Origin of the sequence: Streptomyces sp. CC224B (assembly GCF_030010595.1) — a bacterium.
Lineage (GTDB): Bacteria > Actinomycetota > Actinomycetes > Streptomycetales > Streptomycetaceae > Streptomyces > Streptomyces longispororuber.
In genome coordinates this window covers 25,520-50,069 of the sequence record NZ_JASCXL010000045.1, presented here as the reverse complement: position 1 = coordinate 50,069, position 24,550 = coordinate 25,520, and the positions used below count along the sequence as shown (strand labels likewise).

The 24,550-nt window shown below is 72.4% G+C and carries 22 protein-coding genes and 1 riboswitch; of the genes, 12 read left to right on the top strand and 10 right to left on the bottom strand.

Annotation, left to right across the window (positions count from 1 at the left end):
* Window positions 1–163: 163 nt before the first annotated feature.
* Window positions 164–1,039 (top strand): phosphatidylinositol-specific phospholipase C, encoded by an 876-nt coding sequence (locus QK440_RS19430; protein WP_282794404.1) that lies wholly within the window; start codon window positions 164–166, stop codon window positions 1,037–1,039.
* A gap of 122 nt (window positions 1,040–1,161) precedes the next feature.
* Here the strand turns inward: QK440_RS19430 and QK440_RS19425 are convergent, their stop codons facing one another.
* From QK440_RS19425 to gcvT, 5 genes are all read right to left on the bottom strand, one after another.
* Window positions 1,162–2,061 carry a GNAT family N-acetyltransferase gene (locus QK440_RS19425; RefSeq protein ID WP_282794403.1) on the bottom strand — a complete coding sequence of 300 codons (900 nt, stop codon included), beginning with the start codon at window positions 2,059–2,061 and terminating at the stop codon, window positions 1,162–1,164.
* Window positions 2,062–2,344: 283 nt separating this feature from the next.
* A complete protein-coding gene (locus tag QK440_RS19420; RefSeq protein WP_282794419.1) occupies window positions 2,345–3,745 on the bottom strand; it encodes an L-serine ammonia-lyase in 1,401 nt (466 codons plus the stop codon).
* A 185-nt stretch (window positions 3,746–3,930) separates the two neighbouring features.
* The gene (gene glyA, locus QK440_RS19415) at window positions 3,931–5,193 is read right to left on the bottom strand and encodes a serine hydroxymethyltransferase (protein ID WP_282794402.1); all 1,263 of its coding nucleotides are present in this window, start codon (window positions 5,191–5,193) and stop codon (window positions 3,931–3,933) included.
* Window positions 5,194–5,222: 29 nt separating this feature from the next.
* On the bottom strand, window positions 5,223–5,600 hold the full coding sequence (gcvH, locus tag QK440_RS19410) for a glycine cleavage system protein GcvH (RefSeq protein ID WP_282794401.1): 378 nt from the start codon (window positions 5,598–5,600) through the stop codon (window positions 5,223–5,225).
* A gap of 191 nt (window positions 5,601–5,791) precedes the next feature.
* Window positions 5,792–6,925, bottom strand: coding sequence for a glycine cleavage system aminomethyltransferase GcvT (gene gcvT / locus QK440_RS19405; RefSeq protein WP_282794400.1), 1,134 nt, complete (start codon window positions 6,923–6,925; stop codon window positions 5,792–5,794).
* A 157-nt stretch (window positions 6,926–7,082) separates the two neighbouring features.
* Window positions 7,083–7,185: riboswitch (glycine riboswitch) on the bottom strand.
* A 152-nt stretch (window positions 7,186–7,337) separates the two neighbouring features.
* On the opposite strand from gcvT, the gene QK440_RS19400 reads away from it, so the two are divergent.
* The 10 genes from QK440_RS19400 (at window position 7,338) to QK440_RS19355 (ending at window position 18,952) form a co-directional block, all read left to right on the top strand.
* Entirely contained in the window at window positions 7,338–8,081 is a 744-nt protein-coding gene (locus tag QK440_RS19400) for an AAA family ATPase (RefSeq protein WP_282794418.1), read from the top strand.
* 102 nt (window positions 8,082–8,183) lie between these two features.
* Window positions 8,184–8,981 carry an enhanced serine sensitivity protein SseB gene (locus QK440_RS19395; protein ID WP_282794399.1) on the top strand — a complete coding sequence of 266 codons (798 nt, stop codon included), beginning with the start codon at window positions 8,184–8,186 and terminating at the stop codon, window positions 8,979–8,981.
* A 263-nt stretch (window positions 8,982–9,244) separates the two neighbouring features.
* Window positions 9,245–10,021 carry an enhanced serine sensitivity protein SseB C-terminal domain-containing protein gene (locus tag QK440_RS19390; protein ID WP_282794398.1) on the top strand — a complete coding sequence of 259 codons (777 nt, stop codon included), beginning with the start codon at window positions 9,245–9,247 and terminating at the stop codon, window positions 10,019–10,021.
* Window positions 10,022–10,440: 419 nt separating this feature from the next.
* Window positions 10,441–11,445: an ABC transporter permease gene (locus QK440_RS19385; RefSeq protein ID WP_190137725.1), complete on the top strand. Its 1,005-nt coding sequence runs from the start codon at window positions 10,441–10,443 to the stop codon at window positions 11,443–11,445.
* Between the two features lie 102 nt (window positions 11,446–11,547).
* Entirely contained in the window at window positions 11,548–13,317 is a 1,770-nt protein-coding gene (locus QK440_RS19380; RefSeq protein ID WP_282794397.1) for an ABC transporter substrate-binding protein, read from the top strand.
* Window positions 13,318–13,509: 192 nt separating this feature from the next.
* Complete coding sequence (locus QK440_RS19375) at window positions 13,510–14,511, top strand: ABC transporter permease (protein WP_190137723.1); 1,002 nt, start codon at window positions 13,510–13,512, stop codon at window positions 14,509–14,511.
* A complete protein-coding gene (locus tag QK440_RS19370) occupies window positions 14,508–15,605 on the top strand; it encodes an ABC transporter ATP-binding protein (RefSeq protein ID WP_282794396.1) in 1,098 nt (365 codons plus the stop codon). Before QK440_RS19375 ends, QK440_RS19370 begins: the two co-directional genes overlap by 4 nt.
* Before the next feature lie 56 nt (window positions 15,606–15,661).
* Complete coding sequence (locus QK440_RS19365) at window positions 15,662–17,221, top strand: dipeptide ABC transporter ATP-binding protein (protein ID WP_282794395.1); 1,560 nt, start codon at window positions 15,662–15,664, stop codon at window positions 17,219–17,221.
* Between the two features lie 105 nt (window positions 17,222–17,326).
* Window positions 17,327–17,989, top strand: coding sequence for a trimeric intracellular cation channel family protein (locus QK440_RS19360; RefSeq protein WP_282794394.1), 663 nt, complete (start codon window positions 17,327–17,329; stop codon window positions 17,987–17,989).
* A gap of 102 nt (window positions 17,990–18,091) precedes the next feature.
* Window positions 18,092–18,952, top strand: coding sequence for a thioesterase family protein (locus QK440_RS19355; RefSeq protein WP_282794393.1), 861 nt, complete (start codon window positions 18,092–18,094; stop codon window positions 18,950–18,952).
* A gap of 188 nt (window positions 18,953–19,140) precedes the next feature.
* Here QK440_RS19355 and QK440_RS19350 read toward each other — a convergent pair whose 3' ends face one another.
* The 3 genes from QK440_RS19350 to QK440_RS19340 all read right to left on the bottom strand — a co-directional run bounded on the left by QK440_RS19350 (window position 19,141) and on the right by QK440_RS19340 (window position 21,770).
* A complete protein-coding gene (locus QK440_RS19350; RefSeq protein ID WP_282794392.1) occupies window positions 19,141–20,202 on the bottom strand; it encodes a putative sulfate exporter family transporter in 1,062 nt (353 codons plus the stop codon).
* Window positions 20,202–20,777 (bottom strand): cysteine dioxygenase family protein, encoded by a 576-nt coding sequence (locus tag QK440_RS19345; RefSeq protein WP_282794391.1) that lies wholly within the window; start codon window positions 20,775–20,777, stop codon window positions 20,202–20,204. The genes QK440_RS19350 and QK440_RS19345 overlap by 1 nt, the downstream gene beginning before the upstream one ends.
* A gap of 87 nt (window positions 20,778–20,864) precedes the next feature.
* On the bottom strand, window positions 20,865–21,770 hold the full coding sequence (locus QK440_RS19340) for a LysR family transcriptional regulator (protein ID WP_282794390.1): 906 nt from the start codon (window positions 21,768–21,770) through the stop codon (window positions 20,865–20,867).
* Between the two features lie 118 nt (window positions 21,771–21,888).
* On the opposite strand from QK440_RS19340, the gene QK440_RS19335 reads away from it, so the two are divergent.
* Window positions 21,889–22,854, top strand: a complete 966-nt coding sequence (locus QK440_RS19335; RefSeq protein ID WP_282794389.1) for a YafY family protein — start codon at window positions 21,889–21,891, stop codon at window positions 22,852–22,854.
* Here QK440_RS19335 and QK440_RS19330 read toward each other — a convergent pair.
* Both QK440_RS19330 and QK440_RS19325 read right to left on the bottom strand, forming a co-directional pair.
* Entirely contained in the window at window positions 22,842–23,714 is an 873-nt protein-coding gene (locus QK440_RS19330) for an alpha/beta fold hydrolase (RefSeq protein ID WP_282794388.1), read from the bottom strand. The two genes, QK440_RS19335 and QK440_RS19330, sit on opposite strands and share 13 nt — an antisense overlap.
* Window positions 23,715–23,780: 66 nt before the next feature.
* The gene (locus QK440_RS19325; protein ID WP_282794387.1) at window positions 23,781–24,407 is read right to left on the bottom strand and encodes a TetR family transcriptional regulator; all 627 of its coding nucleotides are present in this window, start codon (window positions 24,405–24,407) and stop codon (window positions 23,781–23,783) included.
* Window positions 24,408–24,550: the final 143 nt, after the last annotated feature.

Here is a 24,550-nt window from a genome sequence, read left to right as displayed (position 1 = left end):
GCGGGTGAGGGGAGGGGAGGGGCCGCCGGGGGCGCGGTGGGGGGTTCGTCCCGGCGGTCGGTGAAACGTGAAATGTTGACGGTGGATTGACCGTTCCCCGAATCAAGCCCCGGCATCCATACTTGAGGGCTCTTCCCACACCCCCCACCCCCAGGGGAGCCCCATGGCCCTCAGCCGTCGCGCCTTCCTCACCACGGTCGGCGCCACCGCCTCCGCCGCGCTCGTCGGCACCTCCGCCACGCGAGCGGCCGCCCGGCCGCTCGACGTCCGCGCGTGGCTGGCGGCGGTGGACTCCGCGACTCCCTTGCAGCGGCTCACGATCCCCGGCACGCACGACTCCGGCGCCCGCTTCGGCGGGTGGTGGGTGGAGTGCCAGAACACGACCCTGGGGCAGCAACTGGCGTCCGGCATACGCTTCCTGGACATCCGGTGCCGGGCCTTCGAGGGCTCCTTCACCGTCCACCACGGGGCCTTCTACCAGCACCTCAACTTCGACGACGTCCTCGGCGCCTGCCGGGACTTCCTGCGCGGGCAGCCCACGGAGACCGTGCTGATGCGGGTCAAGCAGGAGTACTCGGAGGCGAGCGACACCGCGTTCGGCGCGATCTTCGAGGACTACCTCGACCGCCGCGGCTGGCGGTCGCTCCTCCACATCGGCGACACCTGGCCGCGCCTCGGCGACGCCCGCGGGAAGGTCGTGCTCATCGCCGACAACGGCGGGCTGCCCGGCGGCATCCGGTGGGGCGACGGCACCGTCTTCGACATCCAGGACGACTGGAACGCCGCCCCCGCCGCCAAGTACCCGAAGATCGAGGAGCAGTTCCGCGAGGCCGTGCGGCAGCCCGGGAAGCAGTACATCAACTTCGTGTCCACGGCGGCCGGGCTGCCGCCGCGCTGGAACTCCGACACCCTCAACCCGCGGACGCACTCCCTCCTGGAGAGCCCGGAGGGACGCGGCTGGCGCGGGCTCGGCATCGTCCCGATGGACTTCCCGAACACCCGCGCCGGACTGGTGGAGTCACTGATCGCCCACAACTGACCTCGCGCACCGGCCGGGAGCCCTGCCGGTCGGTGGGCAGATGCCGGGCGCCGGCGAGCGGTCCGGGCCTGTCTTCGGGCCGGACCGCTCACCGCGTGCTGCTCGCCGCGTACTGCTCCTCGCTAGGCCGCTCGGCCCGCCGGGTGGAAGTTGTGGCGTTCACGGACGACGGGGAAGCCCGCCTTGGCGAAGTTCGCGGCCATGGGGAGGTTGCCCCGGTCCGTCGCTCCGCTGATGAACTCCGCGCCCCGCTCGACGAGGAAGTGGGTGCACTCCGCGAGGAGGTCGTAGGCGTAGCCGCGACCGCGCTGTTCCGGGACGACCCCGATGAAGCCGATGGTCGGGCCGGAGGGGTTGTGGGCCGGGATGTGGATGCCGGCCAGGTCGCCCTCCGGCGTGTACGCGGTCTGCCACCACTCCCGCGGGGAGGGGCACCAGTGGAAGAAGTCGAGCTCCTCCTGGGCGGCCTGGTCGAGGCCGCCCTCCCCGATGGCCTTCAGCGCGTGGGCGTCCAGCGTGGCGGAGTGGATGCGGCGCAGGGCGTCGAAGAACACGGTGTCGTCGGGTTCGGCGCTGAAGCGCAGGCGACCCGGCCGCTCGGGCAGGCCCCGCTCCGGGGTCCAGCGGTACAGGAAGCGCTCCACCAGGAGTTCGTACCCCGCCGCTCGCGCGGCGGTGAAGCGGGTCTCGGCGCAGGCGCGCAGGCCGGGCTCGTCCCGCCAGTCGCCGGGCAGGTTGATCTCGAGCTCGACCCGCCAGGGGGCGGAGCGCAGGAGCTCGGCCCCTGCCTCCTCCTCGCCCTCGGCCACGTCGAACCAGTTGATGTTGACGGGCTCCGAGTCGTCGGGGCCGCCCCACCACGCGCCGCGCGCGACGACCTCGCCGTCGCGCAGGGCGACGCGCTTCCAGTCGGGGCGGAACCGGGTACGCCGGTGGCCCTCACGGGCGCCCAGGGGGTCGGGGAGTGCGTCGAAGAGATGGGCGTCGCTCGCGGAGAGCGCGCGGATGACCGGATCGGTCATGGATTCCTCCGGGATACAGGCTGCTTGGAGCGCTCCCGGTCAGAACCTCAGAACTGACGAACCACGCCGGGACAGCGGAAGAGGGAGCGCTGAAAAGGTGTGAACCGCACGGCACTCGCCTCCTTCCATCCGTCTCAGGGCGTGGAGCCACACAGTACGTGATCTTCCGCGGGCCCGTCCACGGTTTTCCGCGCCCCCTGGCCGCCCACCTTGGCCGCGCCCCTGGCCGCCCACCATGGCCGCGCCCTGGCCGAGCCGCCCCGGCCAGGGCCCCGGAGAGGGCTCAGCACTCGATGATGTTCACCGCGAGGCCGCCCCGCGCGGTCTCCTTGTACTTCACGCTCATGTCGGCCCCGGTCTCCTTCATCGTCTTGATGACCTTGTCCAGGGAGACCTTGTGCGAGCCGTCGCCGCGCAGGGCCATGCGGGCGGCGGTCACGGCCTTCACCGCGGCCATGCCGTTGCGCTCGATGCAGGGGATCTGGACGAGGCCGCCGACCGGGTCGCAGGTCAGGCCGAGGTTGTGCTCCATGCCGATCTCGGCGGCGTTCTCCACCTGCTCGGGGGAGCCGCCGAGCACCTCGGCGAGGGCGCCCGCCGCCATGGAGCAGGCGGAGCCGACCTCGCCCTGGCAGCCGACCTCGGCGCCGGAGATGGAGGCGTTCTCCTTGAAGAGCATGCCGATGGCCCCGGCGGCGAGCAGGAAGCGGACGACGCCGTCCTCCTTCTCGGTCTCGGAGGCGCCGCCGGCCGCGAAGTTCATGTAGTAGTGCAGGACCGCGGGGATGATCCCGGCCGCGCCGTTGGTGGGGGCGGTGACCACCCGGCCGCCGGCCGCGTTCTCCTCGTTCACCGCCATCGCGTACAGCGTGATCCACTCCATGGCGTGGGCCTGCGGATCGCCCTCGGCGCGGAGCTGGCGGGCGGAGTGGGCGGCGCGGCGGCGGACCTTGAGGCCGCCGGGCAGGATGCCCTCGCGGGACATGCCGCGGGACACGCAGGCCTGCATGACGCGCCAGATGTCCAACAGGCCCGCGCGGATCTCGTCCTCGGTGCGCCAGGCCTTCTCGTTCTCCAGCATCAGGGCGGAGATGGACAGGCCGGTCTCGGCGGAGAGGCGCAGCAGCTCGTCACCGGTGCGGAAGGGGTACTTCAGGACCGTGTCGTCGGGCACGATCGGGTTCTCGCCCTCGGCGCCCTCCTGCTGGAGCACGGTCTCGTCGACCACGAAGCCGCCGCCGACCGAGTAGTACGTCTTCTCCAGGAGCAGCGCGCCGTCACCGTCGTGGGCGGCGACCGTCATGCCGTTCGCGTGGTACGGCAGCGCCTTGCGGCGGTGCAGCACCAGGTCCTCGTCGAAGTCGAAGCCGATCTCGTGCATGCCGAGGACGTTCAGCCGGCCGGAGGCCTTGATCCGCTCGACGCGGTCGTCGGCCGTCTCCACGTCCACGGTGCGCGGGGACTCGCCCTCCAGGCCGAGCAGCACGGCCTTGGGCGTGCCGTGGCCGTGGCCGGTGGCGCCGAGGGAGCCGTAGAGCTCGGCCCGGACGGAGGCGGTGTGGGCCAGCAGGCCCTCGTTCTTCAGGCGCCGGGCGAACATGTGCGCGGCGCGCATCGGGCCGACCGTGTGGGAGCTGGACGGGCCGATGCCGATCGAGAACAGGTCGAAGACCGAGATGGCCACGAGAGAACTCCAATGGTGGTTGGTAGACGCCGTCGTCTGCCGGGCGGTGCAGAGGTACAGGTCGTACAGGTCGTGCGGGTCGTGCGGGTGCTGCGGGCGCGGGACGCGGTGCGGGGCACCCCAGCTCACTGTCCAGTGTGCGGGGTGCCCCGATGTTTCGTACGTACGAACTAAAGCGTACGAAATTACTTCAGGCCGGGGTACAGCGGGTGCTTCTCGGCCAGGGCGGTCACCCGGGCCTTGAGCGCCTCGGCGTCGAAGCCCGGCTTGAGGGTCTCCGCGATGACGTCGGCGACCTCGCGGAAGTCCTCGGCCGTGAAGCCGCGGGTGGCCAGGGCCGGGGTGCCGATGCGCAGGCCGGAGGTGACCATCGGCGGGCGCGGGTCGTTCGGGACGGCGTTGCGGTTGACCGTGATGCCGACCTCGTGGAGGCGGTCCTCGGCCTGCTGGCCGTCCAGCTCGGAGTGGCGCAGGTCGACCAGGACCAGGTGCACGTCCGTACCGCCGGACAGGACGGAGACGCCGTGCTCCTTGACGTCGTCCTGGACCAGGCGCTCGGCGAGGATCTTCGCGCCCTCCAGGGTGCGCTCCTGGCGCTCCTTGAACTCGGGCGAGGCCGCCACCTTGAAGGAGACCGCCTTGGCCGCGATGACGTGCTCCAGGGGGCCGCCCTGCTGGCCGGGGAAGACCGCGGAGTTGATCTTCTTGGCGAGCTCCTGCGTGGACAGGATCACACCGCCGCGCGGGCCGCCGAGGGTCTTGTGCGTCGTGGTGGTGACCACGTGCGCGTGCGGGACGGGGGAGGGGTGCAGGCCCGCCGCCACCAGGCCGGCGAAGTGCGCCATGTCGACCATGAGGTACGCGCCGACCTCGTCCGCGACCCGGCGGAAGGCGGCGAAGTCGAGCTGGCGGGGGTAGGCCGACCAGCCCGCGACGATCAGCTTCGGGCGGTGCTCCTTGGCGAGCGCCTCGACCTGGGCCATGTCGACCTGGCCGGTCTCGTCGTCGACGTGGTAGGCGACCACGTTGTAGAGCTTGCCGGAGAAGTTGATCTTCATGCCGTGGGTCAGGTGCCCGCCGTGCGCGAGGTTCAGGCCCATGATCGTGTCGCCCGGCTTGAGCAGCGCGAACATCGCGGCCGCGTTGGCCTGCGCGCCCGAGTGCGGCTGGACGTTGGCGGCCTCGGCGCCGAAGAGCTCCTTGATGCGGTCGATCGCGATCTGCTCGACCACGTCGACGTGCTCGCAGCCGCCGTAGTAGCGGCGGCCCGGGTAGCCCTCGGCGTACTTGTTGGTGAGGACGGAGCCCTGGGCCTCCATGACGGCGACCGGAGCGAAGTTCTCCGAGGCGATCATCTCGAGGGTGGACTGCTGGCGGCTCAGCTCGGCGTCGACGGCGGCGGCGACGTCCGGGTCGAGCTCGTGGAGAGGGGTGTTCAGAAGCGACATCGGAAGATCAGTCCTTACGCCGTGTGAAGTCAGCTACCGGAGAACTCGGTGTACTCGTCGGCGGAGAGCAGGTCGCCCGGCTCCTCCGCGACGCGCACCTTGAAGAGCCAGCCGCCCTCGAAGGGCGCCGAGTTCACCAGGGACGGGTCGTCCACGACGTCCTGGTTGGCCTCGGTGACCTCACCGGAGACCGGGGAGTACAGGTCGCTGACCGACTTGGTCGACTCCAGCTCGCCGCAGGTCTCACCCGCGGTGACCGTGTCGCCGACCGCCGGGAGCTGGACGAAGACGACGTCACCGAGCGCGTTGGCGGCGTGCTCCGTGATGCCGACGGTCGCCACGCCGTCCTCGGTGGCCGACAGCCACTCGTGCTCCTTGCTGTAGCGAAGCTGCTGGGGGTTGCTCATGGCGTGAATTCTCCTGTACGCGGGCGTGTGCTGAGGAACGCGGGGATGTGCAGTCTTGCGGAGTGAGACGGGACACACGGGACACGGCGGACGCGCCGGGCCCCGGGACGTCCGGGCCGGGGCCGTGACGCGCCGGGCCCGTGCTGCCCGGACCGGGGCGGACGCGGGTCAGCCCCGGGAGGGGACGGGTGTCACTTCTGCCGCTTGTAGAACGGCAGCGCCACGACCTCGTACGGCTCGTGGGTGCCGCGGATGTCGACGGCCACGCCCGCCGTGCCGGGCTCGGCGTGGGCGGCGTCGACGTACGCCATGGCGATCGGCTTGCCCAGGGTCGGCGACGGGGCGCCGGAGGTGACCGTGCCGACGACCTCGCCGTCCACGACGACGGACATGCCCGAGCGCGGCACCCGGCGGCCCTCGGCGACCAGGCCGACGAGCTTGCGCGGGGGCGCGGACTCGGCGCGCTCGGCCGCGGCGGCCAGGGCGTCGCGGCCCACGAAGTCGTCGCCGTGCGAGGTCTTGTCGAACTTCACCACCCGGCCCAGGCCCGCGTCGAACGGCGTGAGCGACGTCGTCAGCTCGTTGCCGTACAGCGGCATGCCCGCCTCCAGGCGCAGCGTGTCCCGGCAGGACAGGCCGCACGGCACGAGCCCGGCGGGGGCGCCGGCCTCCGTCAGCGCCTGCCACAGCCTCTCGGCGTGCTCGGGGGCGACGAACAGCTCGAAGCCGTCCTCGCCGGTGTAGCCGGTGCGGGCGATCAGGGCGGGGACGCCCGCGACGGTGCCGGGCAGGCCCGCGTAGTACTTCAGGCCGTCCAGGTCGGCGTCGGTGACTGCCTTGAGGATTCCGGGGGACTCGGGACCCTGGACGGCGATCAGGGCGTAGGCGTCGCGGTCGTCACGGACCTCGGCGTCGAAGCCCGCGGCGCGCTCGGTGAGGGCGTCCAGGACGGTCTGGGCGTTGGAGGCGTTCGCGACGACCATGTACTCGGTCTCGGCGAGGCGGTAGACGATCAGGTCGTCGAGGATGCCGCCGTCCTCCCGGCAGATCATGGTGTACCGGGCACGGCCCACGGAGACGGAGCCGATGTTGCCGACGAGCGCGTGGTTCAGCAGGTCCACGGCCTGGGGGCCGGTGACGGTGAGCTCGCCCATGTGGGAGAGGTCGAACAGGCCGGCCTTGGTGCGCACGGCGTTGTGCTCGTCGCGCTCGCTGCCATACCGCAGCGGCATGTCCCAGCCCGCGAAGTCGGTCATGGTGGCGCCGAGCGAGCGGTGCAGGGCGTCGAGGGCGGTGTGGCGGGGGCCACGTGCGGTCTGACTCATCAGTACAGGCTCCAGGGCATGACGGGCGAGGTCTTTCCTCCCCATCTGTCATAAACCTGAGAGGTTCACCACGCCGCACGCGTATAACGGGGCATGACTTGCACCTTGGGTGGAGCCGCCCCGTCGGCCGGGGGTGTGGCCCGCTTTTCAGATGTGCCTCGCCCGCGCGGTACGGGGCCTGAGAGATTCAAGGGAGGAACTTGCTCCTTCGGCGCCCCGGGACGCGGACGCGTCGTCGGGGACTCTCCCGCGCGGATTCAAACGGCCGGTATGGAGTTGGCGCGCACATCATTGCACGCGCCCCCGCTTCGCAACAGCCGCAACCAAGGAGTGCCGTGGTGCCGTCTTCGCAGGACATTACCTTCTCTTTACACTCGATGGAGAGGTACTGGTGACGAGTGACGTGAGCCGCATGGGGAGGCCGATCACGGTGCGCAGGAGCAGTGCTTACGCGACGACGACGGGCGTCGCGCTGCCCGAGGCGGGTGCGGTGCTGCCCGGCGGGGGCGTCGCGCTGCCACCGCAGCCGGGCGTCCGGGCGCGCGAGGCCCTCGGGCACTACCCGCGGCCCGTCGTCCGCGACCTGCGGGCCCGCGCCGGGCGCGCCCCGCGCCGCCTGGTGTTCGCCGCGGGCGACGTGGTAGTGGTCTCCGGGCTGCCCGGCAGCGGCAAGTCCACGCTGATGCGGCGCGCGGTGGCGGGCCCGCGCGTGGACTCGCAGGACACCCGCGACCGCTGGGCGGACCGGATGCCGCGCCAAATCCCGTACGCGCTCTACCGCCCGCTGGTGCGCGTCGCGCACTACGCGCGGCTGCGCCGGGAGCTGCGCGCGGGCTCGGGCGTCGTCGTCCACGACTGCGGCACGCAGCCCTGGGTGCGCCGCTGGCTGGCCCGCGCCGCGGCCCGGCGCGGCGCGACCCTGCACCTGCTGCTGCTCGACGTGCCCGCCCCGGTGGCCCTGGCCGGCCAGCACTCGCGCGGCCGCGGCGTCTCGCGGTACGCCTTCGCGCGCCACCGCAGGACCGTCGGGCGCCTGGTGCGCGACGCCGAGCGCGGCCGGCCGCCGCGCGGCTGCGGCTCGGCGGTGCTGCTCGACCGGGAGGCCGCCGGGGCGCTGCGGGAGATCGGCTTCGCGGAGCCCGGCGACGGGGAGTGAGGGACGGCCCCGGCGGCGGGTGCGAGGGCCGCGGCGGCGTCCGGACCGGGCGGCGTTAAGGTCGGGCCGCAGGACCGCACGTCGAGCAGGGGTACGAGACACATGGACTTTCCGGGGGAGTTTCCGGGGGACGTTCCGGGGCGCGCGCACGCCCATCCCTACGGCGGGTGGCCCGCCAACGAACTGGAGGAGGTCCTCGCGGCCTCGCTCGGCGCGCCGCCCTCCGAGGCGACCGGCGCGCGGATCGTCGAGGTCCTCGGCCGCAGCCGGGTGTGGATCCCGCTGCCCGGCGGCGGCGGCCCCGACAGCGCCACCCTCGACCTGCCGACGCTGGAGCTGCACGGTCAGGCCTATGTGCCGGTCTTCACCTCCGAGCAGCAGTTCCAGCAGGTCACCGGGGGTCGGATGAGCTGCACGGTGGCGCCCGCGGTGGAGTTCGCGCGCGGGCTCCAGCCGGAGCTGGGCATCGCGCTCAACCCCGAGGGGACGGTGGCGGTGCCGCTGCCGCCCGCCGCGGTGGCGGCGCTGTGCCGGGTGGGGCGCACGGAGCTGGACGGCCCGGCGACCGGGGGCCGGGTCAGGCTCTACGAGCCCGACTGGCAGGACGACCCGGTGGACTTCCTCTCCGCCGCCTCACGGGAGTTCGAGGCGGCCGGCGTGGTGCTCACCGCGCGCCGCTGCCTCGCCACCGTCGAGGACGAGGAGCCCACGCTCTTCGTCGGCGTCGAGCTCTCCTCCTGGGAGGGCGACGCCCGCGACCTGCCCATGCGCGCCCTCTCCCGGGCCCTGACCGAGGCCGCGACCCCCTGGCCGGTCAACCTGGTCCTCCTCGACGTGGCCCAGGACCCGGTGGGCGACTGGATGCGGAGCCGGGTCCGGCCCTTCTTCACGGCACCCTGAGGGGCCCTGCGCCCCGGTTGTCACCGCTCCGCGGCTCGTCCTCGCCCGGCGAGGAGATCCAGCCCGTCCGGCGCTCGAGGACGAGGCCGAAGGCCGGTCGACGGGGCCGCGCCGGGCCGGAGCCCCGGTCCCCGGAACGCGGCCCCCGCGAGGGGGGCGCGTGCGCCCGGGCCCACTCCCAAGGCGCCCCGCCCGCTTAAGCTGGGAGGCATCACGCGGTCGGCCGACGGCCGCGCAGGCATGTCGCGAAGGGGCGGTTACGGGTGAGCGCGTCGGGCACGGCTGCGGCCGGAAAGGTCGAGCAGATGCTGCGCCAGGTGACGCCGGGGCGCTATGACGCGTACGAGGCGCTCCTGGGCGCGCTCGCCGAGGGCAAGGTGTGGATGCTGCTCTGGCACGGCCAGGCCGGTTCCCCCGACGCCCAGTACGGCAACATGGAGGTCGAGGGACACGGCTACGCCCCCTGCGTGACCTCGGCCCAGGAGCTCTCGGCCAGCGGCTGGAACCGCGGCTACGAGGTCGTCGGCGGCCTCGACGTGGCCCGCGCCCTATACCCCGACCACTACGGCCTGTGGCTCAACCCGCACGCCCCCGGCGGCGGCGTCGGCGTCCCCTGGCTCGATCTGCGACGCCTCGCCTGCGGCCTCGACCTGCACCCCGCGGGCCCGCTGCGCCTCACCGAGCCGACCATAGAACTCCCGCAGTTCTACGCGCTGCTGACCCAGACCGCGCACCGCACCCCGGCGGTCCGTGCGCTGCGCCGGGCCTGGGTGCAGCCCGCCCTCGGCGCCCCGTACCTGGCCATCGGCCTGGACGTGTACGACACCTCGCCCGCGTCGGTGGACGCCGTGCGCGCGATGATGCAGAAGTCCATCGGCGCCGTCCCCGAGGGCCTGCCCGTGTCGACGGTCGCGATGGCCGACCCGCACGACCCGGTCGCGATGTGGCTGCGCGCCCACACCCGCCCGTTCTACGACCGCGACGCCCAGGCGGCCCCCGCCCCCGCCGCGGGCGGATACGGCTACCCCGCGCAGTACTGAGGCGTTCCCGGAGGAACCCGCAGCACCCACGGCACCCGCGGCAATCCGCGGAATCCCCTCCGCGCGCCGGCCGCGGAGAACAGGACAGTGGCCGGATTCCGCTTGGCCGCACCGGCCTGATCAGCGCCTCCGTGCACGATGTCCGCATCTGAGGCCGGAGTGACCTAATGGGCCCGCGTGGTGCCTTGGCCCCCAACTGCCCCGTGTTCGTACGGCGTTCAGTCTCGTCCGGATAACGGAACACCTCGATCAGCATCACGGTTGCGCATCCATTCCCCGACAAGTCTGGTAACAGATCACGACCCCGTTGAAGACTCCCGCTCCAAGGGGCCTTCGCCCCTGTGTACGACGGACTGATCACGTCGCTACAGCGGCAAGTGCGGGCCGGTCACCGCCGGTTGAGAGGGGTCCCTGCCACGATGACGGCGCCATTGCATGACACACCTGCGGACGCGGAACCCACGGAGGACGTCGCTCCCGCAGCCGGTGCAGGGGTGAAGAAGGTCGAGGGGCGGTCCCTCAAGCAGATCGCCTGGAACCGGCTCAAGCGGGACAAGGTCGCCCTCGCGGGCGGGATCACCGTGCTGCTCCTGGTCCTGGTGGCCGTGTTCGCCCCTCTGATCGTCAGCCTGCTCGGGCATCCGCCGAACGACTTCCACCAGGAGGAGCTGGACGAGCTGACGAACCTGCCCAAGGGCGCGTTCGGCGGCGTGAGCGGCGACTTCCTCTTCGGCGTCGAGCCCAACAAGGGCCGTGACGTGTTCAGCCGGATCGTCTACGGCGCCCGCATCTCGCTGCTCGTGGCCTTCCTCGCCGCGATCGTCGCCGTCGTGCTCGGCACCCTCTTCGGCATCATCGCCGGCTACTTCGGCGGCTGGGTCGACGCCCTGATCAGCCGCGTGATGGACGTGCTGCTCTCCTTCCCGCAGCTGCTGTTCATCATCTCCCTGGTCTCGGTGCTGCCCGACGACTTCCTCGGCCTGCAGGGGACGAGCGTGCGCGTCGCGATCCTCGTCCTGGTCATCGGCTTCTTCGGCTGGCCGTACATCGGCCGCATCGTGCGCGGGCAGACCCTCTCGCTGCGCGAGCGCGAGTACGTCGAGGCGGCCAAGAGCCTCGGCGGCGGCCGGCGGCACATCCTGTTCAAGGAGCTGCTGCCGAACCTGGTCGCCCCGATCACCGTCTACGCGACACTGATGATCCCCACGAACATCCTGACCGAGGCGGCCCTCAGCTTCCTCGGCGCGGGGGTCAAGCCGCCGACCGCGTCCTGGGGCGGCATGCTGCGGGACGCCCTCGAAACGTACGAGCACGACCCGATGTTCATGGTCTTCCCGGGTGTGACGATCTTCATCACGGTGCTCGCCTTCAACCTCTTCGGGGACGGTCTGCGCGACGCGCTCGACCCCAAGGGAACCCGCTAGCAGTCCCCAACCGACTTGCCCCGGCCGCTGGTCAGGTGGCTCTTTCCATGGTTCTTCGGCAGCGACAAGCCCAGGACCGCGAATCTCGGAGGTTGCGAGAAAATGCCCACAGTTTCCCCGAAACGGCGGCTCACCGCTGGTGCGGCCCTCGTCGTCGCGGCGCTGGTGACCACCACGGCCTGCGGCGGCGGCGACGGCGACGGCGACGGTGACGGCAAGGGCGCCGGCTACAACGCCGCCCTGAACAAGGTCGCCAACCCGTCCAAGAAGACGGGCGGCACCCTGCGCATGGTCGGCAAGCAGGACCTCGACTCGGCCGACCCGCAGCGCGCCTACTACGGCATGTCCTGGGACTTCATGCGCTTCTACACCCGCCAGCTGGTGTCGTACGACACCAAGCCGGGCAAGGCGAGCACGAAGCTGGTGCCGGACCTGGCCGAGTCCACCGCGAAGATCTCGGCCGACGGCAAGACCTACACCTACAAGCTGCGCGACGGGCTCACGTGGGAGGACGGCTCGCCGCTGACCTCCAAGGACATCAAGTACGGCATCGAGCGCATCTGGGCCAAGGACACCATCACCGGCGGCCCCGGCTACCTGCGCCAGGCGCTCGACCCCAAGGGCGAGTACCCGGGCCCGTACAAGGACAAGTCGAAGGACAAGCTCGGTCTGAAGGCGATCGAGACGCCCGACGACAAGACCATCATCTTCAAGCTGCCCAAGCGCAACGGTGACTTCGAGCAGTTCCTCGCGATGCCGTCCGGCTCCCCGGTGAAGGCGGCGAAGGACACCAAGGCCAAGTACACCTCGCGGCCGTTCTCCTCGGGCCCGTACAAGTTCCAGACGTACAAGCCCGGCAAGAAGATCGTCCTGGTCCGCAACGACAAGTGGAAGAAGTCCTCGGACCCGATCCGCCCGGCGCTGCCGGACAAGATCGACGTGACGATCTCCGCCAACCTGGAGGAGAACGACAAGCGCCTGATGGCCGGCGACTACGACGTCGACCTCAACGGCACCGGCATGACCCAGTCGGGCCGCGTCACCGCCGTGCAGAAGCACAAGGGCAGCGTCGACAACATGCACACGTCCTTCGTGCGCTATGTTGCCCTGATCCACACGGCGGAGCCGTTCAACAACGTCCACTGCCGCAAGGCCGTCTTCTACGGCACCGACTTCGCGGGCCTGCAGCAGACCCGCGGCGGCAAGCTCGCCGCCGGTGAGATCGCCAACAGCACCTTCCCGAAGGCGATCCCGGGCCACAGCGACTACGACCCGTACGGCGTCCTGGCCCGCAACGGCAAGCCGGACCCGGCCAAGGCCAAGGACGAGCTGAAGAAGTGCGGCAAGCCGAACGGCTTCAGCGCCAAGCTCACCGCCCGCAACAACAACCCGGGTGAGGTCGACGCCGCCGAGGCGCTGCAGGCCCAGCTCAAGAAGGTCGGCATCAACGTCGACGTCGAGTCCCTCGACGGCGCCGACTCCGCCAGCATCACCGGCTCCCCGTCCGTGGTGAAGAAGCGCGGCTACAGCATGCAGATGTCCGGCTGGGGCCCCGACTTCCCGTCCGGCCAGGGCTACGCGCAGCCGCTGTTCGACTCCCGCTTCCTGGTCGAGAACGGCAACTACAACGAGTCGCAGATCAAGGACAAGAAGGTCGACGCGCTCTTCGACAAGGCGATCGCGGAGACCGACCCGGTCAAGGCCGGTGAGATCTACAAGCAGCTCGACAAGCGCATCCTCGACCAGGCCGACTGGATGCCGTTCCTGTACGAGAAGAACATCACCTGGCGCGGGCCGCGGCTGACCAACGCCTACATGTCCGACGCCTACAACGGCCGGTACGACTACGTCTCGCTGGGCGTCCAGAAGTAACCAGGCCGTCGCAGCACCGCCACGGCGGGCGGGCCACCCCCGCCGTGGCACCCGTCGTCGCACGCTCCCGTAGCTGATTGACCGTCACACCGCCGCCGATACCCGCCAGTCCGAAGGGCAGGTGATGGCCCCGGGCGGTGGCCTCCCGGTCCCCCACAAGGGGGCCTGGGGGCCACCGCCGGGCCGCGCACAGTGCTTGCTTATCTCATCCGGCGCCTGATCGCCGTAGTCATCATGGTGCTGGTCGTACTGCTCGCGACCTTCACCGTCTTCTTCATGCTGCCCAAGTGGGCGGGCCAGGACATCGCCGTCCTCTTCGCCGGAAAGCAGGCCGGAGCCGAGCAGCTCGCGGGCATCCGGACCAAGCTGGGCCTCGACGACCCGCTGATCGTCCAGTTCTGGGACTTCATCAAGGGCATCCCGATGGGCCGGGACTACGCCAACGGCAGCGACGTCACGCACTGCCCGGCGCCCTGCTTCGGCTACTCCTTCCGCACCGAGGCCCCCGTCTGGGACACCCTCAAGGAAGCCCTGCCGGTCACCGGCGCGCTCGCCGCCGGCGCCTGCGTCCTGTGGCTCGCCGCGGGTGTCGCCACCGGTGTCGTCTCCGCCCTCAAGCGCGGCACCGTCTGGGACCGCGCCGCGATGACCACCGCCCTCGGCGGCGTCTCCCTGCCCGTCTTCTTCACCGGCATGGTCGCGATGGGCATCTTCGTCCACAACCTGGGCTGGGTGAAGATCGCCGACAGCCTCAGCACGGACGACAGCATCGACGTCTGGTTCCAGACGCTGATCCTGCCCTGGATCGTGCTCGCCTTCCTCAACGCCGCGATGTACGCGCGTCTCACCCGCGCCACCATGCTGGAGGTCCTCGGCGAGGACTACATCCGCACCGCGCGCGCCAAGGGCCTCGGCGAGTCCGTCGTCATCCGCCGGCACGCCCTGCGCTCCGCGATGACGCCGATCCTCACCGTCTTCGGCCTCGACCTCGGTGTGCTCATGGGCGGCGCCGTCCTCACCGAGTCCACCTTCAACCTGCCGGGCCTCGGCCTGGAGGCGGTCAGGGCCATCGGCAGCAAGGACCTGCCCGTCATCCTCGGCGTCACGCTGTGCGCGGCCCTCGCCATCGCCGTCGCCAACCTCGTCGTCGACCTCCTGTACGCCGTCATCGACCCGCGAGTGAGGCTGGGATGACCGAACTGAGCAAGAGCGGTGCCGTGGTGGGCGAGCCCACCACCGGCTCCGCCGCCCCCACCGCCTTCCTCGAGGTCCGCGACCTGAAGGTGCACTTCCCGACCGACGACGGCCTGGTCAAGTCCGTCGACGGGCTCAGCTTCTCGCTGGAGAAGGGCCGCACCCTCGGCATCGTCGGCGAGTCCGGCTCCGGCAAGTCCGTCACCTCGCTCGGCATCCTCGGCCTGCACACCGCCGGACAGTACGGCCGCCGCCGGGCGCAGCTCTCCGGCGAGATCTGGCTGAACGGCACCGAGCTGCTGAGCGCGCCGCCGGACGAGGTGCGCAAGCTGCGCGGCCGCGAGATGGCCATGATCTTCCAGGACCCGCTGTCGGCGCTGCACCCGTACTACTCCATCGGCAAGCAGATCACCGAGGCGTACCGGGTCCACCACGACGTGGACAAGAAGGCCGCCCGCAAGCGCGCCATCGAGATGCTCGACCGGGTCGGCATCCCGCAGCCGGACAAGCGCGTGGACTCCTACCCGCACGAGTTCTCCGGCGGCATGCGCCAGCGCGCGATGATCGCGATGGCGCTGGTCAACAACCCGGAGCTGCTGATCGCCGACGAGCCCACGACGGCGCTCGACGTGACCGTCCAGGCCCAGATCCTGGACCTGATCAGGGACCTGCAGAAGGAGTTCGGCTCCGCGGTCATCATGATCACGCACGACCTGGGCGTCGTCGCGGAGATGGCCGACGAGCTCCTCGTGATGTACGGCGGCCGCTGCGTCGAGCGCGGCTCGGCCCAGCAGGTCTTCTACGAGCCCCAGCACCCCTACACCTGGGGCCTGCTCGGCTCGATGCCGCGCATCGACCGCGAGGAGACCGAGCGCCTCGTCCCGGTCAAGGGCTCCCCGCCCAGCCTCATCAACCTGCCGAGCGGCTGCGCCTTCAACCCGCGCTGCCCCTACGCCGACGTGCCCAAGGACCAGATCACGCGCACGGAGCGCCCCGAACTGCGCGAGGTCGGCGCCGGCCACTTCTCGGCCTGCCACATGTCGCGCGAGGAGCGCACCCGGATCTGGACCGAAGAGATTGCGCCGAAGCTGTGACCGAGAAACGTGACGCGGCGCCGGACGCAGCCGCTGTGCCAGAGAAAGCCGAACAGATGACGATCCCGGAGCAGGCGAAGGCGCCCTCGGCGGCGCGGCCCGCGGAGACGCTGCTCAAGGTCGAGAACCTGGTCAAGCACTTCCCCATCAAGAAGGGGCTGCTCCAGCGCCAGGTCGCGGCCGTGCAGGCCGTCGACGGCCTCTCCTTCGACGTGCGCTCCGGGGAAACGCTCGGTGTCGTCGGTGAGTCCGGCTGCGGCAAGTCGACCATGGGCCGCCTCATCACGCGCCTGCTCGAACCCACCAGCGGGCGTGTGGAGTTCCAGGGCACGGACATCACGCACCTGGGCACCGCGAAGATGCGGCCGCTGCGCCGCGACGTCCAGATGATCTTCCAGGACCCGTACTCCTCGCTGAACCCGCGCCACACCATCGGCACGATCATCGGCGCGCCGTTCAAGCTCCAGGGCGTCACCCCGCCCGGCGGGCTGAAGAAGACCGTCCAGGAGATGCTGGAGCGCGTCGGCCTCAGCCCCGAGCACTACAACCGCTACCCGCACGAGTTCTCCGGCGGCCAGCGCCAGCGCATCGGCATCGCCCGGGCGCTCGCGCTGAAGCCGAAGCTCGTGGTGGCCGACGAGCCGGTCTCCGCGCTCGACGTGTCGATCCAGGCGCAGGTCGTGAACCTCCTGGACGACCTCCAGGACGAGCTGGGCCTCACCTACGTGATCATCGCGCACGACCTGTCGGTCATCCGGCACGTGTCCGACCGGATCGCGGTGATGTACCTCGGCAAGATCGTCGAGCTGGCGGACCGCAAGGACCTGTACGCCAGGCCCATGCACCCGTACACCAAGGCGCTCCTGTCCGCGGTGCCGGTGCCCGACCCCAGGCGGCGGGGCGTCAAGAGCGAGCGCATCCTGCTGCGCGGCGACGTGCCCTCGCCGATCTCGCCGCCCTCCGGCTGCCGCTTCCACACGCGGTGCTGGAAGGCCACGGAGATCTGCGCCGCCAAGGAGCCGCCGCTCGCCGTCCTGGAGACCGGCCACCAGGTGGCCTGCCACCACCCGGAGAACGCGCCCGACCAGGCGCCCGAGGACACGAAGCTGCTGTCCGAGGCGCGGGAGGCCATCGAGGTGGTGACGGTGACGACGGCGGCGGACGAGGCCGCGCCCGCCGCGGCGGAGCCCGAGCCCGCCGCCGGGAAGGCTGCGCCTGCGGCTGAGGTGTCTGCGCCTGCGCCTGAGGCTGAGGTGTCTGCGCCTGCTGCCGGGAAGGCCACGCCCGCGGCCGGTGGCACGGCCGGGGCTGCCGCTGAGTCGGCCGCGCCCGCGGCGGAGGCGTCCGAGCCCGCCGCCGACAAGGCTGAACCTGCGGCGGAGGCGTCCGAACCTGCCGCGAAGAAGGCCGTGCCCGCGGCCGAGGTGTCTGAGCCTGCCGCCGAGAAGGCCGAACCCGCCTCCGGCAAGGCCGTGCCCGCCTCCGGTGAGGACGAGCCCGCGGCCGGTGAGGACGAGCCCGCGGCCGGTGGGGCGGCTGACGCCGGCGGCGAGGCCGCTCCCGCCGCGGACGACGGTGGGGACGTGCCGCCCAGGAAGACCTCGTCCGCCGACTGAGCGGGGCCGGGGTTCTCCGGCCGCTTCCCCGGCCGGCCCGCCACGGGGGCCGGGCCGGGGAGCGGCGTCGGCGGGGGGAGCCCGGCCGCCGGGTGAGAATGGGCCGTGCTTCATGATGTGTTCACCCCCTCCGTCCAGCACGTCCTGGACATCGCCGGGATCTTCGTCTTCGCGATCTCCGGCGCCCTCCTCGCCGTGCGCAAGAACTTCGACGTCTTCGGCATCGCCGTGCTCGCCGAGGTCACCGCGCTGGGCGGCGGGCTCTTCCGGGACCTGGTGATCGGCGCGGTGCCCCCGGCCGCCTTCACCGACCTCGGGTACTTCCTCACCCCGCTGGTCGCCGCGCTCCTGGTGTTCTTCCTGCACCCGCAGGTCGAACGCACCCAGTTCGCCGTGAACGTCTTCGACGCGGCGGGCCTCGGTCTGTTCTGCGTGGCGGGCACCACCAAGGCGTACGACTACGGGCTCGGCCTCACCGCGTCGGCGACCCTCGGTCTCGCCACCGCGGTCGGCGGCGGCGTCCTGCGCGACATCGTCGCCAACGAGGTGCCGTCGCTGGTGCGCTGGGACCGCGACCTGTACGCGGTCCCGGCGATCGTCGGCGCCTCGATCGTCGCGCTGTGCCTGCGCTACGACGCCCTGAACGGGTACACGACCGGACTCGCCATCGTCACGGCGTTCCTGCTGCGGCTGCTGGCGATGCGCTACCACTGGCGCGCGCCGAGGGCCTGGAACCGGCGCTCGGCGGCGGCCGAGGACACGGCCTGACCGCCGGGCCGAAGCGGGGCCGGGGCACCGCCCCCGGGCCTGCCCGGAGCCCCGTACCAGAAAAAGCTACCGCTCAGTAATTGCGTGTTGTACGGTGCCGCCATGGCGGAAACAGCTCCGGCGCCCGCGGCGGGCGCGACGACCGGCACCAGTGAATTCGACCGCGACACGGCGGTCGTGCCCCGCGCACCGGGCGTCTACGACGCCGACCTCTCGGCGGGCTGGACCATCATCAGCGCCGTCAACGGCGGCTACCTCCTCGCGCTCGTCGGCCGCGCCCTGGCGCACGAGTTGCCGCACCCGGACCCCTTCACGGTCTCCGCGCACTACCTGACGGCGTCCACGCCGGGCCCCGCCGTGGTCCGTGCGCAGACCGTCCGCACCGGGCGCACCCTGTCGACCGGCCAGGCCTCCCTCTTCCAGGAGGAGGGCGGGCGCGAGGTGGAGCGGCTGCGTGTCCTCGCCTCGTACGGCGACCTGGACGCGCTCCCCGACGACGTACGCACCACGGCGGAGCCGCCGGACCTGCCGCCGGTCGAGCAGTGCTTCGGGCCCGACGACGCCCCGGACCGCGGCGCGGTGCCCGGCAGCTCCGCGATCGCCGACCGGCTCTGGCTGAAGCTCGACCCGGCCACGCTCGGGTGGGCGCTCGGCGCGCCGTCAGGCAAGGGGGAGATGCGCGGCTGGTTCGGCCTCGCCGACGGTCGGGAGCCCGATCCGCTCTCACTGCTGCTCGCGGTGGACGCGCTGCCACCCACGGCGTTCGAGCTCGGCCTGTCCGGCTGGGTGCCGACGGTCGAGCTCACCGCCCACATCCGGGCCAGGCCCGCGCCCGGGCCGCTGCGGGTGTCCATCACGACGCGGAACCTGGCCGGGGGGTTCCTGGAGGAGGACGCGGAGGTCTGGGACAGCGGGGGGCGCCTGGTGGCGCAGTCGCGGCAGTTGGCCCGGGTCCGGCTCTGACCCTGCCGGGGTGCGGGGGTTCGACACCGCCGCTGCGCGGCGGATGCCACCCGCCCGCCCACCCGTACCACCCGGCTCCGCCCGCCCGGCCCCGGCGCGTAGCGCTTTCCCGCCGTTTTCGGGGTTCTCGCCCACCCGCCCGCCCGTCTCTCCCGGCTCCGCCCGCCCGGCCCCCGTGCGCCGCGCCCTCAGGCCGTCAGGCACACCCCCGCGTAGGACACCCCGCCCACCACCACCCAGGCGCACAGCCCCACCAGGGCCACGCGGCCCCCGGTCCGGGCCAGGGAGCGGAGGTCCACCGCGCTGCCGAGGCCGAAGAGGGCCGCGCCGAGCAGGAGTTCCTGGGCGACGCCCGCCGCGTCGAGGGCGGCGGACGGCAGCCACCCCGTGCTGCGGACGGCGACCATCAGCAGGAACCCGGCCACGAAGAGCGGCACCACGGCCGGGCGCCGCCCCGTCCCCGCGGCGGCCCCCCGCGCCCGTACGGCGCACGCGACCGCGGCCACGAGCGGCGCCAGCATGGCCACCCGCATCAGCTTCACGAGCACGCCCTCGCCGAGGGCGTCGCCTCCGGCGGTCTGCGCGGTCGCCACCACCTGCCCCACGTCGTGCACGCTGGCCCCCACCCAGCGCCCGAACTCCGCGTCCGTGAGCCCCAAGGGCCCCTGGAGCAGGGGCAGTACCGCGATCGCGAGCGTGCCGCAGAGCGTCACGACGGCCACGGAGACGGCGGTGTCCTTCTCCTTGCTGTCGGACACGTCGCCGACCGCGCCGATCGCGGACGCGCCGCAGATCGAGTAGCCGGTGGCGATCAGCAGCGGCTGGTCGCCGGGCAGGCCGAGCCTGCGCCCCAGCCACCAGGTGCCGGCGAACGTCGCCGCGACCGTCGCGAGCACCATGGCGACGGTCTGCCAGCCCACGCCGAGCACGTCGTCGAGGCTGAGCTTCAGGCCGAGCAGCACGATGCCGACCCGCATGAGCCGCTTCGCCGCGAAGGTGAGCCCGGGCCGCGCCGCGCCCCGCACCCACGTCCGCGTACCGGGTACGTGCGCGGCGAGGAGGCCGAGCACGATGGTGACGGTCAGCATCGGCAGGGCGGGCAGCAGCCGGTGCGTCAGCCAGGCGAGGGCCACGGCGGCCGCGGCGAGCGCGAGCCCCGGCCAGGGACCGGGCGCGGGGGCACCCCCGGCGGCGGGGGCACGCCCGGCGGCGGGGGCCGCCTTCGCCGGGCGGTGTCCGAGCAGCGCCATCAGCGGTCCGTCGGCAGGTCGTACACGCGCCGCACGCTGGAGCCGAGGCGGGCGATGTCGGCCCCGTAGACGTGCAGGGATATCGCGCGGCCGGAGCCCGCGTTCCACACCCGGTGGATGTCACCGGGCGGCGCGAAGCCGCACACGGCGCCGGTGGGGTTGACGACGTCCTCGGTGGCGATGAGCCGCGCGGACGTGCCGGGCCCCGCGGCGGGCACGAGCCGGTAGCGCCGCTCGTGCTCCTCGCCCTCGTGCACGCCGGTCACGCACCACGAGACGTGGTCGTGCACGGAGGTGCGCTGGCCGGGCAGCCACACGAGCGCGACCAGGGAGAAGCTGCCGTCGGACTCCGCGTGCAGCAGGTGCTGGCGGTAGCGGTCCGGGTCGCCCTCGCACTGCTCGGCGGTGAGCAGGTCGGCCGCGCCGAGGTGCGGGGCGAGCCGCTCGCCGACGAGGTACGCGGTCAGGTCGGGCGGCAGCCCGCGGCCGACGGCCTCCCGGATGTCGGCGACGAGGGCGGCGGCCCGCTCGGTGGTCCGGGCCGACGGGGCGTGGGGGGCGGTGGGGGTGGTCATAAGGGCAGCGTCGCCCGCACCACCCATCACGTCCAACGACAGTTTCTTCGCCCGGACCCAAGAGGCGCTTATGGGTCGGCGGGTCCCTCAGCAGCCGACGCGGTTCGCCGCGACCGCCTTCAGCTCGTCCAGGACGAGCGCCGTGGCCGGAATCCGCAGGTGCTCCCGCAGCACGTACGCGGACACCTGCCGCCGTGACGCCGGGTCCAGGGGGCGGCCGGTGACGGAGCGGTGGCACAGGAAGTTCAGCACGAGGCCCGGCATCATGGCGATGCCGAGGCCTTCGGAGACCAGGCTCTGGATCACCAGGTTGTCGTCGGTGGTGAAGGCGATGTCGGGCGCGAAGCCCTGCTCGGCGCACTCGTGCAGGAAGTTGGCCCGGCAGCGCAGGCACCCGGCGATCCAGCGCTCCTCGGACAGGTCGGCGAGCCGCACCGAGCGGCGCCGCGCCATCGGGTGCCCGGTGGGCATGAGGACCGTCAACTGGTCCTCCATCAGCGGCACCTCGACGACCTCCTCGGGCACGTCCTCGCGCAGCCCGGGATAGGTGAAGGCCAGCGTGATGTCGGCGTCCCCGTGGACGAGGCGCTGCAGCGACTCCGGCGGCTCGTACTCCTGGAGCTCGACGCGGATGCCGCGGTGGCTGCGGGCCAGGCGGGCGAGGGCCTCCGGTATCAGCGTGGCGGTGGCACTGGGGAACGCGCACAGCCGCACCCGGCCGGTGCGCAGCCGCGTGATCGCGTTCATCTGCTGCTGTGCCGCGTCGATGTTGCCGAGGATCACCCCGGCGTGCCGGGACAGCGCCTCGCCGGCCTCGGTCAGCCGCATACGGCGGCCGACGCGGGTGAACAGGACGGTGCCCACGGACCGTTCGAGCGCCTTCATCTGCTGGGTGATCGCGGGCTGCGTGTAGCCCAGCGACCGGGCCGCCGCCGAGTACGAGCCGGTGCGGACCACTTCGTGGAAGGACCTGATGTGCCGGGAGTCGAACACGCCCGAATCATAAGCAGAATTTGGGAAGGGGGCAGGAGGGTTTCCCGTCGCTACTGGATGGGCGCACGTGCCGGGGGGAGCGGACGATGCCCCAGAGGGCTGCGTGATCCTTGTGCCTGTGAAGTCCGACCGGCTGCTCTCCATCCTGCTGCTCCTCCAGACCCGGGGGCGGGTGCCCGCGCACGAGCTCGCGGAGCGCCTGGAGGTGTCGGTCCGCACCATCTACCGGGACGTGGAGGCGCTGTCCGCGTCCGGCGTCCCGGTGTACGCCGAGCGCGGCCGGCACGGCGGGATCGCGCTGCTGCCCGGCTACCGCACGGACGTGACGGGGTTGACGGCCGACGAGTCGCGGGCGCTGTTCCTGCTCGCGGCACAGGGCGCGCACGCCGCGCTCGGCCTCGACGCGGCGCTCGGCTCGGCCCTGCGGAAGGTGATGGCGGCGCTGCCCGCGCCGCACCGGCCCGCCGCCGAGCTGACGAGCCGCCGCATCCTCGTGGACGCCGAACGCTGGGCGCGCGGGCCGGGCGCGGGACTGCCCGTGGACCACCTCGGCACGCTCCAGGAGGCCGTCTTCGCCGACCGGCGGCTGCGCGTGCGCTACCGGCACAGTGGTGGCGGCGAGCGGACGTACACCCTGGACCCGTACGGCCTCGTGTCCAAGGCGGGCGTCTGGTACCTGGTCGCCGACCGGCGCGGGGCGCCCGCGCTCTTCCGCGCCGACCGGATGCGCGCGGCGGACCTCACCGACGAGCCGGTGCGCCGCCGCCCGGGGGTGGAGCTGGCCGACGTCTGGGAGGCCCTGAAGCGGCGGGTCGAGCGGCGCGCGGGCGGCGTCGAGGTGACGGCACGGGTGCGCCGCGACCGCTACGACCTCTTCCTGCGCCTGCACGCGGGCGCGCTGCTGCGGGTGGTCGAGGACGACGGCGCGGGGGAGTGGGTCACCGTGCTGCTCGGCCTGGAGGCGGTGGGCGCGGCGCGGACGCTGCTGCCCTTCGCCGACTCCGTGGAGGTCGTCTCGCCCCCGGAGGTGCGCGAGGACTTGGCGCGGGCCGCCGCGGCCGTCACCGGCCTCTACCGCCGGTGAGCTCCGAGAGGGCCCGCACCGAGGAAACGGACGAGCTCACCGGTGAGTTCCGCCGGGGCGTCCTCCTGTACGAGATGTCCCGCGCCCTCGATCAGGCGCAGCTCGGCGCCCGGCAGCAGCGCGGCCAGCTCGTGCCCGTGCCCCGGGGGGAGCCAGGTGTCCTCGGCGCCCCAGCAGACGAGCACGGGCGGTTCCACCTCGCCGTACCGCCCCTGGATCTCGTCGGTGAACCGCTGGTCGTTCTGGGCCATCTGCCGGTAGAACGCGGGCCTGCCCGCCTCCGTGCACCAGGGCGCGACCAGGCGGTCGAGCACGGCCGGGTGGAGCCCGCGGTGGCTCGCCGAGGAGACGTACTCCCGCACCAGTGCCTCGTGCAGCGCGGGCGGCAGCTCCGCGAACACCTCGGCGTGCGTGCCCAGGTGCCGGAACGTGGCCGTGCCCCAGGGCGCGAGCGCCACCGCGTCGACGAGGGCGAGCCGCGCGTAGCGGGCGCCGTGCAGCAGATGGGCGCGGAGCGCGACGCAGCCGCCGAAGTCGTGCGCGACGACGGCCGGGCGGACGTCCCGGTCCAGGCCCCATTGGGCGAGCAGCTCGGTGAAGACGCGGCCCTGCGCGGCCAGCGACACGTTCTGCCCCGCCCGCATCTCCGAGGCGCCGTACCCGGCCAGGTCCCACACGTACACGCGGCGCTCGCGCGCCAGCGCCCGGGCGACGCCCCGCCACACGTACGAGGAGAAGGGCGTGCCGTGCACGAGGACGACGGGGTCCCCGTCCTCGGGGCCGAGGGCGGACCAGCGGACGGCACCGGCCGAGGAGGTGAAGGTCTGGTCGAGGTGCCAGTCGGCGTACGTGATCGTCATAGGTGCTGAGGCTAGTCGCCCCTTACGCGGGCGTCGAGGGGCGGACCTGCGCCCTGGCCGGTCCGGTCAGTCGAGCCAGTGGTCGCGGCCGAGGCCGATCAGCCGGAGCTGGCGGCGGGCCGTGCTCGTGACCTGCTGCTCGTCGTCGGTCTCCAGGAGCGCGGAGGCCGTCATCACCATGTGGTCCACGTACGTCCGCGCGAGCATCAGAAGGTCCTCCTCGCTCCAGCCCGCCGCCTCCGGCTCGGTGGCGAACCGGTCCGCCACCTCCCGCGCGAACAGCGCGAGTTGTCCGCCGATGGCCTCGCGCACGGCCTTCACGCCGCCGTGGCGCTCGCGGGCGATGAAACGGACGTGAGCCGGGTAGGCGCGCACGTAGGAAGCGATCAACTGGACAGCCCCCGCGATGCGTTCCTCGCCGTCGCCGGTGGCCGCCAGCATCGCGGCGAGCGTCGTGTGCAGGCTGCCGAGGGCCTCCTCGACGAGCGCCACGCCCAGCTCGGCGGTGTCGCGGAAGTGCCGGTAGAAGGCGGTCGGGGCCACGCCCACGGCGCGGGTGACCTCGCGCAGGCCGAGGCTGGACAGGCTCTGCTCCTCCAGGAGGCGCAGCGCGGCGTCCAGGAGTGCCTGCCGGGTCTTCTGCTTCTGGGCCCGCCGGACGCCGGCCGGGCGGCTGCCGAGGACGTGACTCATGCCATGCAGTCAACAACTGTTCTCCGAGTTTCGAAAGCCGCGCAGGGAGTAGACTCATAAGTCAGTGAACAGTTGTAACTACAAGCGTACACCGAAAAGTCGCTCAAGCGCCGAAGCGCCGAAGCGCCGAAGCGCCGAAGAGA

Excerpts from the sequence above, each read along its gene's own strand:
- QK440_RS19430 (WP_282794404.1), top strand. The coding sequence starts at position 164 with ATGGCCCTCAGCCGTCGCGCCTTCCTCACCACGGTCGGCGCCACCGCC.
- QK440_RS19425 (WP_282794403.1), bottom strand. The coding sequence starts at position 2,061 with ATGACCGATCCGGTCATCCGCGCGCTCTCCGCGAGCGACGCCCATCTC.
- glyA (WP_282794402.1), bottom strand. The coding sequence starts at position 5,193 with ATGTCGCTTCTGAACACCCCTCTCCACGAGCTCGACCCGGACGTCGCC.
- gcvH (WP_282794401.1), bottom strand. The coding sequence starts at position 5,600 with ATGAGCAACCCCCAGCAGCTTCGCTACAGCAAGGAGCACGAGTGGCTG.
- gcvT (WP_282794400.1), bottom strand. The coding sequence starts at position 6,925 with ATGAGTCAGACCGCACGTGGCCCCCGCCACACCGCCCTCGACGCCCTG.
- QK440_RS19400 (WP_282794418.1), top strand. The coding sequence starts at position 7,338 with ATGGGGAGGCCGATCACGGTGCGCAGGAGCAGTGCTTACGCGACGACG.
- QK440_RS19395 (WP_282794399.1), top strand. The coding sequence starts at position 8,184 with ATGGACTTTCCGGGGGAGTTTCCGGGGGACGTTCCGGGGCGCGCGCAC.
- QK440_RS19385 (WP_190137725.1), top strand. The coding sequence starts at position 10,441 with ATGACGGCGCCATTGCATGACACACCTGCGGACGCGGAACCCACGGAG.
- QK440_RS19380 (WP_282794397.1), top strand. The coding sequence starts at position 11,548 with ATGCCCACAGTTTCCCCGAAACGGCGGCTCACCGCTGGTGCGGCCCTC.
- QK440_RS19370 (WP_282794396.1), top strand. The coding sequence starts at position 14,508 with ATGACCGAACTGAGCAAGAGCGGTGCCGTGGTGGGCGAGCCCACCACC.
- QK440_RS19365 (WP_282794395.1), top strand. The coding sequence starts at position 15,662 with ATGACGATCCCGGAGCAGGCGAAGGCGCCCTCGGCGGCGCGGCCCGCG.
- QK440_RS19355 (WP_282794393.1), top strand. The coding sequence starts at position 18,092 with ATGGCGGAAACAGCTCCGGCGCCCGCGGCGGGCGCGACGACCGGCACC.
- QK440_RS19350 (WP_282794392.1), bottom strand. The coding sequence starts at position 20,202 with ATGGCGCTGCTCGGACACCGCCCGGCGAAGGCGGCCCCCGCCGCCGGG.
- QK440_RS19345 (WP_282794391.1), bottom strand. The coding sequence starts at position 20,777 with ATGACCACCCCCACCGCCCCCCACGCCCCGTCGGCCCGGACCACCGAG.
- QK440_RS19330 (WP_282794388.1), bottom strand. The coding sequence starts at position 23,714 with ATGACGATCACGTACGCCGACTGGCACCTCGACCAGACCTTCACCTCC.
- QK440_RS19325 (WP_282794387.1), bottom strand. The coding sequence starts at position 24,407 with ATGAGTCACGTCCTCGGCAGCCGCCCGGCCGGCGTCCGGCGGGCCCAG.